The following is a 13,661-nucleotide window of genomic DNA, read 5'->3' as shown; positions in this document are numbered from 1 at the left end:
CCCTCGAGGCATCCGGATTTCCGCAGGCGTCACCCGTGCTGGGCGAGCCATGCGTATGCCTGGGCCTCCCACTGCCCGTAGCGATCCGGGTAGGCGGAGATCTGCACGGCCTGCGCCGCATCGGTGAAGGCCAGCGACTCCCAGCCGGGAATGTCGAGCAGGCCGCGGGTGAGATGCCCGTTCGGGTCGCCGGCGCCCCCGTAGAAGACGCGCGTGCTCCGCTCCGCATCCATGATCTGCGCCGGGGTGCCCCAGCCGGTGCTCGGGCGCTGCTGGAAGATCCCGAGCGAGTCGCGGTCCCCCCAGTCCAGGTTGCGGAGATCCGACTCCACCATCCCGGTGGCGAGGGCGATGGCGATCCCGCGGTCGGAGACTCCGAGCTCGCGGCCCACGCGGATGATGAGCGCGGCGTTGGCCGCCTGCTCGGCTGTCAGGGTGGCACTGCGCTGTCCGGTGGGTGCGGCTGCGGGCTTCGGAGCAGGTGCCTGCACGGCGAGGCGCTGACCCGGGTAGATGATCGACGACGCGCCGAGGCCGTTCCAGGCGAAGAGGGACTGCGTGGTGGTCCCGTACCGCTGGGCGATCGAGAACAGCGTCTCGCCTGCCGCCACGGTGTGTGTCGCGCCGCTCGGCTGCGCGTGCGGTGCCGGTGCCGCCGCGGGCGCGGCGGCGGGCGCGGCTGCGGGCGCAGCAGCCCCGGACACGACGAGCTTCTGCCCGGGGTAGATGATGGCGCCGGCGGGAAGGCCGTTGGCGGCGAGGATCGCGCTCACCGAGGTGGCGTATCTCCGGGCGATGCCGAAGACGGTGTCGCCCGCCACGACCGTGTGGGTCTTCGTCGCCGCGGGGGCCGGCGCGGGAGCCCCGGCGGGGGCGTGCAACTGCAGACTCTGCCCCGGATAGATCACCGATCTCCAGGACAGACCGTTCCAGCCGAGGACGTCGGTCGTTCGGATTCCGTAGCGACCGGCGATGCCGGCGACCGTGTCGCCCGGTTGCACGACATGCGAGGGCGGGATGTTCTGCGTCGGTGCGACGCGCACCGGAGCGATGCGATGCCGTTCGTGCGGCGCGACCGGCGGTGCAGGCGCGGCGGCGGGCGCCGCCGTCAGAGTGGCGGCGAGAGCGCCGGCCACGGCTGTCTGGAAGATCACGTCAGCCCCCTTTTTCGAGCACTTCACGCTGACACGGATGTATAGAGATGTCAACAGAAGTGACGGGTGTGACGAATGTGACGGAAGTGCTGAACATGCGCTCCGGCTGCCGAGGTGAGATAGTGGCAACGTGTCTGAGAACGTCGCTGCAACCCGTGATTCCGCCTTCGAATGGCTGACCATGCCCGACCTCGTCGAGGTTCTCGGCGAGCCGCTCGGGCGCGTGCGTCGTCTGATCGACGAGCACTACCTCGTCGGCTCGCGGCGCAGCGGCGTCTTCGCGGTGCCGTCGGTGTTCATCGTGGACGGGCAGCCGCTGAGCTCCCTGCGCGGGACGATCATCGTCCTGCAGGATGCCGGCTTCTCGGACGACGAGCTGATCGACTGGCTGCTCGCCGAGGAGGAGACCCTCGGGCGTTCCCCGATCGCCTCCCTGCTCGCCGGACACAAGAGCGAGGTCCGTCGGCTCGCGCGCACGCTCGCCTGAGCGATCCGCTCAGGAGGAGCGCACGGTCGCCGCTCTGCCGAGGTCGCGGAGCTCTCCGACAGCGGCGTCGTCGAGCCGGGCTCCGGAAAGCGCGCGATCGGCCTCTCTGGCGTAGTCCGCGATCATCGTCTCGACCCGTTCGAGGGCCCCGGTTCCGGCGATCGTCTCCTGCAGGAACGACACCTGCGCTGCTGTCAGATCGGGATCGCCGAGCATCTCGTCGAGCAGCCGCCGCGCAGGGGTGTCCAGCTTCTCCCTGGTGAGGGCGATGAGCACGGTGCGCTTGCCCTCGCGCAGGTCATCGCCCGCGGGCTTGCCGGTGACGGCGGCATCGCCGAAGACGCCGAGCACGTCGTCACGCAACTGGAAGGCGAGGCCGAGCGGGTGCCCGAAGCGCCGCAGCGCCGAGGTCTGCTCCGCGTCCGCGCCGGCGAGGCTCGCACCCAGGATGAGGGGCTGCTCGATGCTGTACCGCGCGGACTTCAGCGAGGCCACACGGAGCGCCCGTTCTGCATGCTCGCGGTCGTCGCTGACGCTCCACGCCGACTCCTCGGCGATGTCGAGGAACTGTCCGATCGTGACGTCGCGCCGCATGCGCGCGTACTCGGCGCGCACGGTCCGTGCTTCTCCGTGCCCATCGAGCGCAGACTCGAGGAGGTCATCGCTCCACGCGACGAGGAGATCGCCGAGCAGCACGGAGCCGGCGCGGCCGAAGGCGGCGGCGTCTCCCCACCAGCCGGCGGAGCGGTGGGACGCCTCGAGAGCTCGGTGAGCGGCGGGGCGGCCTCGGCGTGTATCGGAGTTGTCGATCAGGTCGTCGTGCACGAGTGCGGCGGACTGGAAGATCTCCAGCGCCGCGCAGAGGTCCCACAGGGCGTCGTCCTCGGTGGCGAGACGGTCGCGGAAGCGGGAGACGGCGCGCCATCCTGCGTGGCAGAAGCGGGCGCGCAGCCTCTTGCCTCCGGAGAGGGTGTCGGACGCCGCGTCGAGGAAGGCGGCGGCGTCGTCGCCGTAGTCCGCCGACTCCGTTCGCATGCGGTCGAGGAAGAGGTCCAGTCGCGCGGCCACGGCGTCGGGGACTGAGGGGGAGGGGGACGGCACGACTCCCAGCATACGTAAAGGATGAGACGCCTGAACTGCTAGCCCCGGACGCCGCTCGCGCGTAGACTGGAGGGCACGATACCCGAGGGGGATGAGATGCCACTCTCCGAACAGGAGCAACGTCTGCTCGACGAGATGGAACGCCATCTCCTGCACAATGACGCCGACGTCGTGAGCGCGCCGTCGGGTGATCGCACGCTCAGCTATCGCAACCTCGTCTACGGGGCCCTCCTCCTGCTCGCCGGCATCGGCGGACTCGTCGTCGGCGTCATCCTCGGGGACGTCTGGGGCATCGTCGTCGGGGTGATCGGATTCGCGGCCATGCTCGGCGGAGTGATGCTGGCCGTCACCCCGGTCCGGCGCAGCGGTCCGGCCGAGGCCCGCACGCGCACCGCCCCGAAGCGGCAGGACTCCTCTTCCTTCATGGATCGCATGAACGACCGATGGGATCGGCGGCAGGACGGCCACTGACCCCTCCCTTTCTCTCCACCACGAAGCCCGGATGCTGAGCATCCGGGCTTTTTCGTGCGTGCTGCGCCGTCCACCCTCCACCAGCCCTCCACTGTCCTCCACCGGCCCTCCACCTCCCTGTGCCGCGGAATTCCAGGGCATGAGCGAACATCCTCCCGGGAATGGGCGGCGATAGCCTGGATTCGTCGTAGGAATGTGGAGGAAAGTGGAGTAAAGTGGGGCGCACCTCGAGTTGGCCGGACGGAGAGGGGGTGATGGCCGATGCTGCTGGGCACGCACTCACCGAAGCTGGACGACAAGGGACGGGTCATCCTTCCCGCGAAGTTCCGCGAGGACCTGGGCGGCGGCATCGTCGTCACCCGGGGCCAGGAGCGCTGCCTCTACGTCTTCAGCACGGCCGAGTTCGAGGCGATGCACGAGCGGATCCGTCAGGCGCCGCTCGCCAACAAGCAGGCGCGTGACTTCATGCGCATGTTCCTCTCCGGCGCCAGCGCGGAGATGCCCGACAGCCAGAACCGCATCACCATCCCCGCCCACCTGCGTCAGTACGCAGGTCTTCAGAAGGAGCTCATCGTGACCGGAGTCGGCGCCCACGCCGAGATCTGGGACGCGGAGAGCTGGAACGCCTACCTCGCCGCCGGCGAGGAGTCCTACGCCGAGCTGGAGCAGGAGGTGATTCCCGGACTGTTCTGACCACGGCTGTGATGCCCCGCCGCTCCCGCCCCGACACACTTCCCCGGTGCCGGGTCGAGATGCGGAGGGGGATCAGAGCCGAAGGTCGGACCCGAGAGAGATCATGAACCTCCGCGACATCCACACTCCTGTCCTGCTCGACCGCTGCGTCGAGCTCCTCGCGCCCGCCCTCCAGGAGGACGGCGCCGTGCTCGTCGATGCCACCCTCGGCATGGGCGGCCATTCCGAGGCGCTGCTCGAGCGATTCCCCGGCATCCGTCTCATCGGGCTGGACCGGGACACCGACGCGCTGAAGATCGCGGGGGAGCGGCTCGCCCGGTTCCGGGATCGGGTCACGCTCGTCCACACCGTCTACGACGAGATCGGGCTGCACGCTCAGGGCGCCGCCGGGATCCTGTTCGACCTGGGTGTCTCGTCGCTGCAGCTGGACGAGGCCGAACGCGGCTTCGCGTATTCCAAGGACGCTCCGCTCGACATGCGGATGGATCAGACGAAGGGCATCACCGCCGCCGAGGTCATCGCCAGCTACAGCGAGGGGAACCTGCGGCGCATCTTCGAGCGGTACGGGGAGGAGAAGCTCGCCGGCCGGTATGCGCGCTTCATCATCGACGCCCGTCAGAAGCAGCCGATCACGCGATCGGGTGAGCTCGTCGACATCCTCGTGGCCGCAACCCCCGCGGCAGCGCAGCGATCAGGGCACCCGGCGAAGCGCGTGTTCCAGGCCCTCCGGATCGAGGTCAACGCCGAGCTGAACGTCCTCGCTGACGCGATCCCCGCCGCGATGGACGCCCTCGCGGTCGGAGGACGCATCGTGGTGATGTCGTACCAGTCCCTCGAGGACCGGCTGGTCAAGCAGGCCTTCGCCGCCGCCTCCTCCTCGACGGCGCCCGCCGGGTTGCCTGTCGAACTGCCCGAGCACGCCCCCCGATTCCGCATCCTGACCAAGGGGGCGGAACTCGCCGACGACGAAGAGCGCGCACGCAATCCGCGTGCGATACCGGTGCGCCTGCGCGCCGCCGAGAAGGTGCGGGAGAGCGCATGAGCATGAACGCAGTCCGCAAGCCAGCCCTGCCACTGCAGCCGGCCGCCCCGGAGACGACGCCGGAGCGGCGCCTGCGGCCGGTGACGGCCCCGGCACGACGCCGCAAGCCGAAGCTCGCCTACGCGCTCGTCGCGCTGGGCGGCGCCCTGGCCATCGGCGCGGGTCAGGTCGGGCTCTCGCTCGCCATCACCCAGGACTCGTTCACCCTCGCGGGGCTCACGTCCCAGCAGCGTGAACTCGACCTCCGGACCGATGCGCTGCAGGAAGAGCTCACGGGACTGAGCTCCCCGCAGGTGCTCGCCAGCAGCGCCGCCGACCTCGGCATGGTCGTGGCGGGCGCCCCGTCCTATCTCCGCCTCAGCGACGGTGCCGTCTTCGGCGCGGGTACCGGGGCGGAGGGGGTGTCCACGATCGATCCCAACGGGAAGGCGGCCGTCGGCAACGTCCTCGTCACGGAGGAGACGCCGCCGGCGACGGACACGGCGGACGAGGAGACGGGCGGCACATCGCCGGCGCAAGACCTGCCACCGGCCATCACCGACGGCCTGCCCAGCCCCACGACGCACTGACCATCCCGAGCGACGGAGAGATCCCATGACGACACGAGCCACGCGCGGACCGCGGCGACGCACCGTCGTCGCCCTGGCGGTCATCCTTTCCATCCTGGTGGCGTTCGTCGTCCGCCTCATCGACATCCAGGTGGTGAGCGCCGACGAGCACGTCAGCCAATCCCTCGAGCACATCGGCGACGGCTCGAAGATCCCCGGCCAGCGGGGATCCATCGTCGACTCCGAGGGCACGGTCCTCGCGTCGAGCGTCATGGTCTACGACGCGCAGCTCAGCCCGCAGGTCATCAGGCTCACGGAGGAGAAGGATCCGGCTCTGCCGTGGGCCGAGGCCTCCGAGAAGATCGCCGCGATCACGGGGGTGCCGGGAGACGAGATCCGCAAGCGTGTCTCCGACGCCCTCGCCGAGAACCCGAACAGCCAGTACGCGCCCTTGAAAACCGGGTTGAACACCGAGCAGTACATCGCGCTCCGCGACCTCGGCCTCGGGTCTTACCTGGCGCTGAAGCCGCGCGAGACCCGGGTCTACCCCAACGGGGCCGTCGCCGGCAACGTGCTGGGCTTCCTCGACAACACGGGCGAGGCCAAAGCCGGTGTCGAGCAGCTCGAGCAGGCATGCCTGGCGCCCGTGGACGGTGAGAAGACGTACCGCAAGGGCAAGGACGGGGTCGTGATCCCGGGCAGCGAATCCGTCACCGACGCCGTCGACGGCGGCACGGTGCAGCTCACCATCAACAGCGACCTGCAGTGGTACCTCCAGCAGATGATCGGCGAAGAGGCCCAGAAGCAGGGCGCCAAGGGCGGGACCGTGACGGTCGTCGAGGTGGGCACCGGGAAGATCCGCGCCGCCGCCGAGTGGCCGGCCATGGACCCGAACGACCTGGACTCCTCCACGCCGGAGACGCGTTACAGCCAGATCTTCCACCGCGACTTCGAGCCGGGCTCCACCTTCAAGGCGATCACCGCGGCCGCGGCGATGGAGGGTGCCGGCCTCACTCCGCTCAGCACGGTCACGGCGTCGTCCCGCGAGACCTTCCCCAACGGTGCCGTGGTCAACGACGCATTCAGCCACCCCGCCTACAACTACACGCTGGCCGGCGGACTGATCGACTCGTCCAACACCGCGCTGTCGAAGTTCGGCACGATGGTCGCCCCCGAGGTCCGCTACGACTACCTGCAGCGCTTCGGCGTCGGGCAGAAGACGCTGGACTTCCCCTCCGAGGTGGGCGGCATCCTCCACCCGGTGAGCGACTGGGACAGTCAGTCGCTCTACACGACGACGTTCGGCCAGTACTTCACGGTGACGGCTCCCCAGCTCGCCGGCGCGTACCAGGCCATCGCCAACGGCGGGGAGAAGATCGACCTGTCGATGGTCGAGTCCTGCACGGCCCCCGACGGGACCGTCACGGAGACCCCGAAGCCGAAGCACGAGCAGATCGTGAAGGAGCAGACCGCGGCCGACCTGACCCGGATGCTGGAGAACGTCGCAGTGCAGGGCGGCAACGCCGATCGCATCCAGGTCCCCGGCTACCGGGTGACCAGCAAGACCGGTACCGCGCAGGTGTCGGACGGCAAGGGCGGCTACAAGGCCGGCGTGTACTACACCAGCATGGTGGGCTTCGCTCCCGTCGACGACCCCCAGTACGTCGTCGTGGTGACCCTCGACGAGCCGACTAAGGTTGTATCGTCCGCGGCCACCGCTTCCGCCTTCCAGAAGGCGATGACGCAGGTGATGAAGACCTATCGCGTGATGCCGTCCTCTGTCCCGATGGACGCGCTCCTCCCCAAGTTCGGATAGCCGGCGAGAGCCGCGCATGGAGATGACATGATCGCCCTGACGCTCGCTGAGATCGCCGCCGCCATCGGTGGTGAACTGCGCGTGGCCGGAGAGCACACGCCGGAGACGGTGGTCGACGGCATCGTCGACACGGATTCCCGCACCATGGAGGCGGGGTCGATCTTCGTCGCCAAGCCCGGAGCCGAGACGGACGGGCACCGCTTCGTCGGCGCCGCCGTCGAAGCCGGTGCCGTGCTGGCGATCGTCGAGCACCCGGTCGACATCGATGTCTCGCAGATCGTCGTGCCGGATGCCGTCGCCGCGCTCGGCGACCTCGCCCGCGAGGTCGTGGCGCGCGTGCGCGCCGGCGGGAACCTCCGCATCGTCGGCATCACCGGCTCCAACGGCAAGACGACGACCAAGAACTTCCTCGCCCGCATCCTCGAGGACGAGGGCCAGACCGTCGCTCCGGTGAAGTCCTTCAACAATGAGGTCGGCGCCCCGGTGACGATGCTCCGCGTCACGCACGACACCCGCTTCCTCGTGAGCGAGTTCGGCGCCGCCGCCCCGGGCAGCATCGCGCGGCTCGCCGGCCTCGTCGAGCCCGACCTCGTCGTCGTGCTCATGGTCGGGATGGCGCACGCCGGGGGCTTCGGCGGCATCGAGGCCACCGCGAAGGCCAAGTCCGAGCTCGTCGCCGCGGCCCGCGTGCCCGGCACCGCCGTGCTCAACGCCGACGACCCCCGCGTCTGGGCGATGCGGGAGCTCGCGGAGAGCCGCGGCCTCCGGGTCGTCGGCTTCGGCCAGTCCGCCGCGGCCGCCGTGCACGCGCGGGACATCGAGGTGTCGGCCTCCGGAACGCAGTGCGTGATCGAGGCCGCGGGAGAGGAGCTGCCGCTGCGGCTGCGCGTCCTCGGGGCCCACCACGTCACGAACGCCCTCGCCGCGATCACCGCCGCCGTGGAGCTCGGCGTGGCTCCATCGGAGGCCGTGTCCCGGTTGGAGACCGTCGAGATCGCCGAGCGCTGGCGCATGCAGCCGCTGGGCAACGACCGCGTCCGCATCATCAACGACGCGTACAACGCCAGCCCCGATTCGATGGCGGCCGCGCTGCGGACGCTCGCGCAGATCACCGGACCGGACGAGCGCACCGTCGCCGTGCTCGGTGCCATGAGCGAGCTCGGCGAGAGCGCCGGGGAAGAGCACGACCGCATCGGTCTGCTCGCCGTGCGCCTCAACATCCGGCGCATCGTCGTCGTCGGGCCTGAGGCCCGTCGGCTCTACCTCGCCGCCGTCGGCGAGGGGTCGTGGGACAGCGAGGCCGTGCATCTGCCGGACCAGGACGCCGCGTTCGAGTACCTCCGCACCGAGCTGCGCGACGGTGACCGGGTCCTCGTGAAGTCGTCCAACTCCGTGGGCCTCCGGCATCTCGGCGATCGTCTGGGAGAATTGTTCTCGTGAGGTCCCTCATCATGGCGGCGGCCATCTCGCTCGCCTTCACTCTCTTCCTGACTCCCGTCTTCCTCCGGCTCTTCCGGAAGTGGGGCTGGGGGCAGGTCATCCGCACCCCGGAAGCCGCCGGCAACCCGAGCCACGAGGCCAAGCGCGGCACGCCCACGATGGGCGGGGTCATCTTCATCCTCGGCTCGATCGTGGGCTACTTCACCGGCGTCCTCGTCAGCGGGGAGACGCCGGCGCTGTCCGCGATCCTCGTCATCTGGCTCATGGTGGGCTTCGGCGTGGTCGGGTTCATCGACGACTACATGAAGGTGCGCAGCCAGCGCAGCCTCGGGCTGTCGGGGTGGCGCAAGGTGATCGGTCAGCTCATCGTCGTGATCCCCTTCGGCATCGTGGCGCTGAACTTCCCGAACAAGTGGGGGCAGACGCCGGCCAGCGCGTCGATCTCCCTCTTCCGGGACATCACCTGGCTGAACCTCTTCGCGTTCGGCGTCATCCTGGGCTGGATCCTCTACCTCGCCTGGATCTCGATCATCGGGGTCGCGACCTCCAACAGCGTCAACCTCACCGACGGCCTCGACGGCCTCGCCGCCGGCGCGGGCGTGATCGTCGTCGGCGCCTACAGCCTCATCGCGTTCTGGCAGTTCAAGCAGCCCTGCATCGGGGGAGACCCCGGTTCCCTCGGCGGTTGCTACGAGGTGCGCGACCCGTTCAACCTCGCGATCATCTCGGCCTCGTTCGCCGCCAGCCTCATCGGGTTCCTGTGGTGGAACGCCCCGAAGGCGAAGGTCTTCATGGGCGACGTGGGCTCGATGGCCATCGGCGGCGTCATCACCGCGATGGCGGTCATGACCCGCACCGAACTGCTGCTCCTCATCATCGCCGGCGTCTTCGTGCTCGCCTCCGGATCCGTGATCCTGCAGCGCGCCTACTTCAAGATCACCCGCGGCAAGCGGCTGTTCCTCATGAGCCCGTTCCACCACCACCTCGAGATGCGGGGCTGGTCGGAGGTCACCATCGTGGTGCGCATGTGGATCATCGCGGGTCTTCTCGCTGTGTCGGCCGTCGGGCTCTTCTACGTCGAATGGCTGACCCGTGTCGGCTGAGCGTCTGGCCGGGCTGACGAGCTGGCACGCCGACTGGAGCGGCCTGCGCGTCGCCGTCCTCGGCCTCTCCATGACCGGCTTCTCCGTCGCTGACACCCTCGCGGAGCTCGGTGCCGACGTCCTCGTGCTCAGCGAGTCCGCGGAGGAGGAGTACGCCCGCCTCCTGCCCGTCATAGGCGCACGACTGGAGCTCGGACCGCTCGACGCCGTGCCCGAGGCGCTGACGGCGTTCGCACCCGAGGTTGTCATCGCGTCCCCGGGGTTCGCTCCGGCGCACCCGGTCATCCGCTGGGCCCAGGACGAGGACATCGCCCTGTGGGGTGACGTCGAGCTCGCCTGGCGGGTGCGCGACAAGGTCCTCCGCGCGGACGGCACGCCGGCGGACTGGGTGCTCATCACCGGCACCAACGGCAAGACGACCACGACCCAGCTCACGGCGACGCTGCTCGTCGCCGGCGGGCTCCGGGCCGCACCATGCGGCAACATCGGCGTCCCCGTGCTCGACGCGGTGCGGGACCCCGCCGGCTTCGACGTGCTCGTCGTCGAACTCTCCAGTCACCAGCTCTGGTATCTCGGCCTGTCGCGCCCGGAGGGCGAGCTCTTCCCGCACGCCGCGGTCTGCCTGAACCTCGCCGACGATCATCTGGTCTGGCATGGCAGCGCCCAGGCCTACCGCGACGCGAAGGCCCTGGTCTATCGGAACACCCGCGTCGCCTGCGTCTACAACAAGGCCGACGAGGCCACGCGTCGGATGGTGGAGGAGGCCGAGGTCGTCGAGGGTGCTCGTGCCATCGGCTTCGACCTCGGCATCCCCGGGCCGAGCGACCTCGGCGTCGTGGAGGGGCTGCTCGTCGATCGGGCCTTCCTCGACGACCGCGCGCGCAGCGCCCTGGAGCTGACGACGGTCGCCGACCTGGAGGCCGCAGGCCTGTCGGCCCCGCACATCGTGCAGAACATCCTCGCCGCCAGTGCTCTCGCCCGCTCCCTCGGAGTCGCGCCCGAGGCCATCCACGGGGCGCTGCAGGGCTTCCGGCTGGACGCGCACCGCATCGAGGTCGTCGCGCGCCACGCCGGCATCACCTGGGTCGACGACTCCAAGGCGACGAACCCGCACGCGGCGGCGTCGTCGCTGCGCGCGTACCCCGGAGCGGTGTGGGTCGTGGGCGGCGATCTCAAAGGCGTCGACATCGGCGATCTCGTCGCCGACGCGGGCGCGACCGCGCGCGCGGCGGTCGTCATCGGCGTGGACCGCGCGGCGGTCGTTGCGGCATTCGAGCGACACGCGCCGACGGTGCCGGTCTTCGAGGTCGAAGCTGGTGACACTGGACAGGTCATGAACCGCGTCGTGGAGATCGCGGCGGGGATCGTCGACGGGGAGGGCACCGTGCTCCTCGCTCCCGCCGCTGCATCCTTCGACCAGTTCTCCAGCTACGCGGATCGGGGCCACCGCTTCGCCGAGGCGGTGCGGGAATGGATCGATCGGGGGAGCGCCGATGACGCAGGTGGCTCGCCCTCCGCGGTCTGAGTCGGGAGGCCTCGCGGCGCGGGTCTCGCTCGGACGCCGGTTCACCCCGGTGTCGACCGAGTTCCTGCTGATCGCGTCGACCGCCCTGCTCCTGACGATCTTCGGTCTCGTGATGGTGCTGTCGGCGACGAGCGCGACAGCGGTGGCGAAAGCCCAGAACCCGTTGGACGGTGCTCTCCGGCAAGGTGTGTTCGCCCTGCTCGGCATCCCGATGATGTTCCTCATCAGCCGCTTCCCCGTGGCGTTCCTCAAACGCATGGCGTGGCCGGCGCTGTTCGGCGCCGTGGCCCTGCAGCTCCTGGTGTTCACTCCACTCGGCGTCGCCGACGGCGGAAACCGGAACTGGATCCAGGTGGCGGGCTTCCAGATGCAGCCGTCCGAGTTCCTCAAGCTGGCCCTCGCCCTGTGGATCGCCGCGGTCCTGCTGCGCAAACAGACCATGCTCGGCACCTGGCACCACGTCTTCATCCCTGTGATCCCGGTCGGGGCGCTGGCCATCGGCACCGTCCTCGCCGGCAAGGACCTCGGGACCGCGATGGTGATGGTCCTCATCCTGCTCGGCTGTCTCTTCTTCTCGGGCGTGAAGCTGCGCCTTTTCATCATCCCGATGATCCTGGGCGTGGTCGCGGTGCTCGCCTACGCGCTCTCCAGCGAGGACCGCATGCGTCGCATCACCGCGACGTGCGATGACATGGCGCTGTACTACACCGACTGCTACCAGTCGATCCATGGCATCTGGGGCATGGCCTCCGGCGGGATCTTCGGACTCGGCCTCGGCAACTCCCAGGAGAAGTACGGCTGGCTCCCCGCCGCGGGCAATGACTTCATCTTCGCGATCGTCGGCGAGGAGCTCGGGCTGATCGGCTGCATCGTCGTCCTCGCCCTGTTCACGTTCTTCACGGTCGGTGCATTCCATGTGATCCGCAAGACGTCGGACCCCTTCATCCGCGTCGCCGCGGGTGGGATCACGGTCTGGATCGTCGGCCAGGCCGTCCTGAACGTCGGCGTCGTCATCGGCGTATTCCCGGTGATGGGTGTGCCCCTGCCGTTCATGTCCCAGGGCGGAACGGCACTCTTCGCCGTGCTCGTCGCCTGCGGCGTCCTGCTGGCTTTCGCGCGGACCATCCCGGTCGCCGAGAAGCAGTCAGCCGAGCGGGGTAGGGTCGCGAGGTGACTTCGTACCTCCTCGCCGGCGGTGGCACCGCCGGCCATGTCAATCCGCTGCTCGCTGTCGCCGACGCGCTCCGCGAGCGCGACCCCGCCGCGACGATCCTCGTGCTCGGCACGGCCGAAGGCCTGGAGTCCCGCCTCGTCCCCGAGCGCGGCTATGAACTTCTCATCGTCGACAAGGTGCCGTTCCCGCGGCGCCCGAACGCGCAGGCCGCGGCGTTCCCCGCGCGGTTCCGCCGGGCGATCGCCCAGGTGCGTGCGCACATCCGGCAGCACGGCATCGACGTCGTGGTGGGCTTCGGCGGCTACGCCTCCGCACCCGCCTACGTGGCCGCGCGTCGCGAGCGCGTGCCCTTCGTCGTCCACGAGGCCAACGCGAAGCCCGGGCTGGCGAACGTGCTCGGTGCCCGTGCGGCCGCGGGCGTGGGCGTCGCGTTCGCCGGAACGCCGCTCCGCGGGAGCGAGGTGGTCGGCATGCCGCTGCGGCGCGAGGTCATCACGCTCGACCGGGCGGCACAGCGGGCCGAGGCGGCCGAGTACTTCGGACTCGATGCCGATCGTCCTGTCCTTCTCGTCTTCGGCGGCTCGCTCGGAGCGCAGCGGTTGAACGACGCCCTCGCGGACTCCTGGCGCGACATCCTCGCTGCCGGTTGGCAGCTGCTGCACGTCACCGGGGAGCGCAGCGACCTCGCCGACCCGGGAGTGCCCGGCTACGCCCTCCGCCGGTATGTCGACCGCATGGATCTCGCGTTCGCACTGGCCGACCTCATCGTGTCGCGTTCGGGATCGGCCACGGTGAGCGAGATCAGCGCGCTCGGCATCCCCGCGCTGTACGTGCCGTACTCGGTGGGCAACGGAGAGCAGCGTCTGAACGCCGGATCGGCCGTGGCCGCCGGTGCCGCGCAGCTCCTCGACGACGCGACCTTCGACGGCGACGCCGTCCGGCGGATCGTCGTGCCGCTGCTCGGCGATCCCGACCGCATCCGTCGGATGGCGGAGGCGGCGGAGACCGCGGGCACCCGCACCGGCACCGAGAACGTCGTGGCGATGATCGATCGTGCCCTCGGTGCGGCGTGACGCCGCCGCCCGGACGAGAACGAAAAGTAGACTG

At 69.8% G+C, this 13,661-nt stretch carries 13 protein-coding genes; 11 read left to right on the top strand and 2 right to left on the bottom strand.

The features are described 5' to 3' along the window. Nucleotides 1-29 precede the first annotated feature (29 nt). Nucleotides 30-1,154, bottom strand: a complete 1,125-nt coding sequence (locus KVS71_RS08980) for a LysM peptidoglycan-binding domain-containing protein (protein WP_368874629.1) — start codon at nucleotides 1,152-1,154, stop codon at nucleotides 30-32. Nucleotides 1,155-1,284: 130 nt separating this feature from the next. Here KVS71_RS08980 and KVS71_RS08975 point away from each other — a divergent pair, with 130 nt between their 5' ends. Continuing rightward, nucleotides 1,285-1,641: an Rv2175c family DNA-binding protein gene (locus tag KVS71_RS08975; protein ID WP_060922681.1), complete on the top strand. Its 357-nt coding sequence runs from the start codon at nucleotides 1,285-1,287 to the stop codon at nucleotides 1,639-1,641. Nucleotides 1,642-1,650: 9 nt separating this feature from the next. Here the strand turns inward: KVS71_RS08975 and KVS71_RS08970 are convergent, their stop codons facing one another. Beyond that, nucleotides 1,651-2,754: a polyprenyl synthetase family protein gene (locus KVS71_RS08970; protein WP_060922680.1), complete on the bottom strand. Its 1,104-nt coding sequence runs from the start codon at nucleotides 2,752-2,754 to the stop codon at nucleotides 1,651-1,653. An 84-nt stretch (nucleotides 2,755-2,838) separates the two neighbouring features. Between KVS71_RS08970 and KVS71_RS08965 the strand changes: the two genes are divergently transcribed. The 10 genes from KVS71_RS08965 (at nucleotide 2,839) to KVS71_RS08920 (ending at nucleotide 13,627) form a co-directional block, all read left to right on the top strand. After that, complete coding sequence (locus KVS71_RS08965; protein WP_060922679.1) at nucleotides 2,839-3,213, top strand: DUF3040 domain-containing protein; 375 nt, start codon at nucleotides 2,839-2,841, stop codon at nucleotides 3,211-3,213. A 261-nt stretch (nucleotides 3,214-3,474) separates the two neighbouring features. Then, a complete protein-coding gene (gene mraZ, locus KVS71_RS08960) occupies nucleotides 3,475-3,906 on the top strand; it encodes a division/cell wall cluster transcriptional repressor MraZ (protein ID WP_025105095.1) in 432 nt (143 codons plus the stop codon). A gap of 103 nt (nucleotides 3,907-4,009) precedes the next feature. Beyond that, complete coding sequence (gene rsmH, locus KVS71_RS08955) at nucleotides 4,010-4,948, top strand: 16S rRNA (cytosine(1402)-N(4))-methyltransferase RsmH (protein ID WP_105950049.1); 939 nt, start codon at nucleotides 4,010-4,012, stop codon at nucleotides 4,946-4,948. Continuing rightward, nucleotides 4,945-5,517 carry a hypothetical protein gene (locus tag KVS71_RS08950; RefSeq protein ID WP_217584369.1) on the top strand — a complete coding sequence of 191 codons (573 nt, stop codon included), beginning with the start codon at nucleotides 4,945-4,947 and terminating at the stop codon, nucleotides 5,515-5,517. Before rsmH ends, KVS71_RS08950 begins: the two co-directional genes overlap by 4 nt. A gap of 25 nt (nucleotides 5,518-5,542) precedes the next feature. Continuing rightward, nucleotides 5,543-7,312, top strand: coding sequence for a penicillin-binding protein 2 (locus tag KVS71_RS08945; RefSeq protein ID WP_144881299.1), 1,770 nt, complete (start codon nucleotides 5,543-5,545; stop codon nucleotides 7,310-7,312). 27 nt (nucleotides 7,313-7,339) lie between these two features. Then, a complete protein-coding gene (gene murF / locus KVS71_RS08940; protein WP_217584368.1) occupies nucleotides 7,340-8,752 on the top strand; it encodes a UDP-N-acetylmuramoyl-tripeptide--D-alanyl-D-alanine ligase in 1,413 nt (470 codons plus the stop codon). Next, the gene (gene mraY, locus KVS71_RS08935) at nucleotides 8,749-9,855 is read left to right on the top strand and encodes a phospho-N-acetylmuramoyl-pentapeptide-transferase (RefSeq protein WP_025105090.1); all 1,107 of its coding nucleotides are present in this window, start codon (nucleotides 8,749-8,751) and stop codon (nucleotides 9,853-9,855) included. The genes murF and mraY overlap by 4 nt, the downstream gene beginning before the upstream one ends. Then, a complete protein-coding gene (gene murD / locus KVS71_RS08930) occupies nucleotides 9,845-11,380 on the top strand; it encodes a UDP-N-acetylmuramoyl-L-alanine--D-glutamate ligase (protein WP_217584367.1) in 1,536 nt (511 codons plus the stop codon). The genes mraY and murD overlap by 11 nt, the downstream gene beginning before the upstream one ends. Then, complete coding sequence (ftsW, locus tag KVS71_RS08925) at nucleotides 11,349-12,554, top strand: putative lipid II flippase FtsW (RefSeq protein ID WP_217584366.1); 1,206 nt, start codon at nucleotides 11,349-11,351, stop codon at nucleotides 12,552-12,554. The genes murD and ftsW overlap by 32 nt, the downstream gene beginning before the upstream one ends. After that, nucleotides 12,551-13,627: a glycosyltransferase gene (locus KVS71_RS08920; protein ID WP_060922672.1), complete on the top strand. Its 1,077-nt coding sequence runs from the start codon at nucleotides 12,551-12,553 to the stop codon at nucleotides 13,625-13,627. Before ftsW ends, KVS71_RS08920 begins: the two co-directional genes overlap by 4 nt. The last annotated feature ends 34 nt before the right edge of the window (nucleotides 13,628-13,661 follow it).

The sequence above is a fragment of the Microbacterium sp. GbtcB4 genome (genome assembly GCF_019091465.1).
Lineage (GTDB): Bacteria > Actinomycetota > Actinomycetes > Actinomycetales > Microbacteriaceae > Microbacterium > Microbacterium paraoxydans.
This window is presented reverse-complemented; position numbering and strand designations above follow the sequence as displayed.

What these genes read in the sequence shown, in the direction of transcription:
- mraZ (WP_025105095.1), top strand. Translation starts at nt 3,475, where the DNA reads ATGCTGCTGGGCACGCACTCACCGAAGCTGGACGACAAGGGACGGGTC.
- ftsW (WP_217584366.1), top strand. Translation starts at nt 11,349, where the DNA reads ATGACGCAGGTGGCTCGCCCTCCGCGGTCTGAGTCGGGAGGCCTCGCG.
- KVS71_RS08970 (WP_060922680.1), bottom strand. Translation starts at nt 2,754, where the DNA reads ATGCTGGGAGTCGTGCCGTCCCCCTCCCCCTCAGTCCCCGACGCCGTG.
- rsmH (WP_105950049.1), top strand. Translation starts at nt 4,010, where the DNA reads ATGAACCTCCGCGACATCCACACTCCTGTCCTGCTCGACCGCTGCGTC.
- KVS71_RS08950 (WP_217584369.1), top strand. Translation starts at nt 4,945, where the DNA reads ATGAGCATGAACGCAGTCCGCAAGCCAGCCCTGCCACTGCAGCCGGCC.
- KVS71_RS08965 (WP_060922679.1), top strand. Translation starts at nt 2,839, where the DNA reads ATGCCACTCTCCGAACAGGAGCAACGTCTGCTCGACGAGATGGAACGC.
- murF (WP_217584368.1), top strand. Translation starts at nt 7,340, where the DNA reads ATGATCGCCCTGACGCTCGCTGAGATCGCCGCCGCCATCGGTGGTGAA.
- KVS71_RS08945 (WP_144881299.1), top strand. Translation starts at nt 5,543, where the DNA reads ATGACGACACGAGCCACGCGCGGACCGCGGCGACGCACCGTCGTCGCC.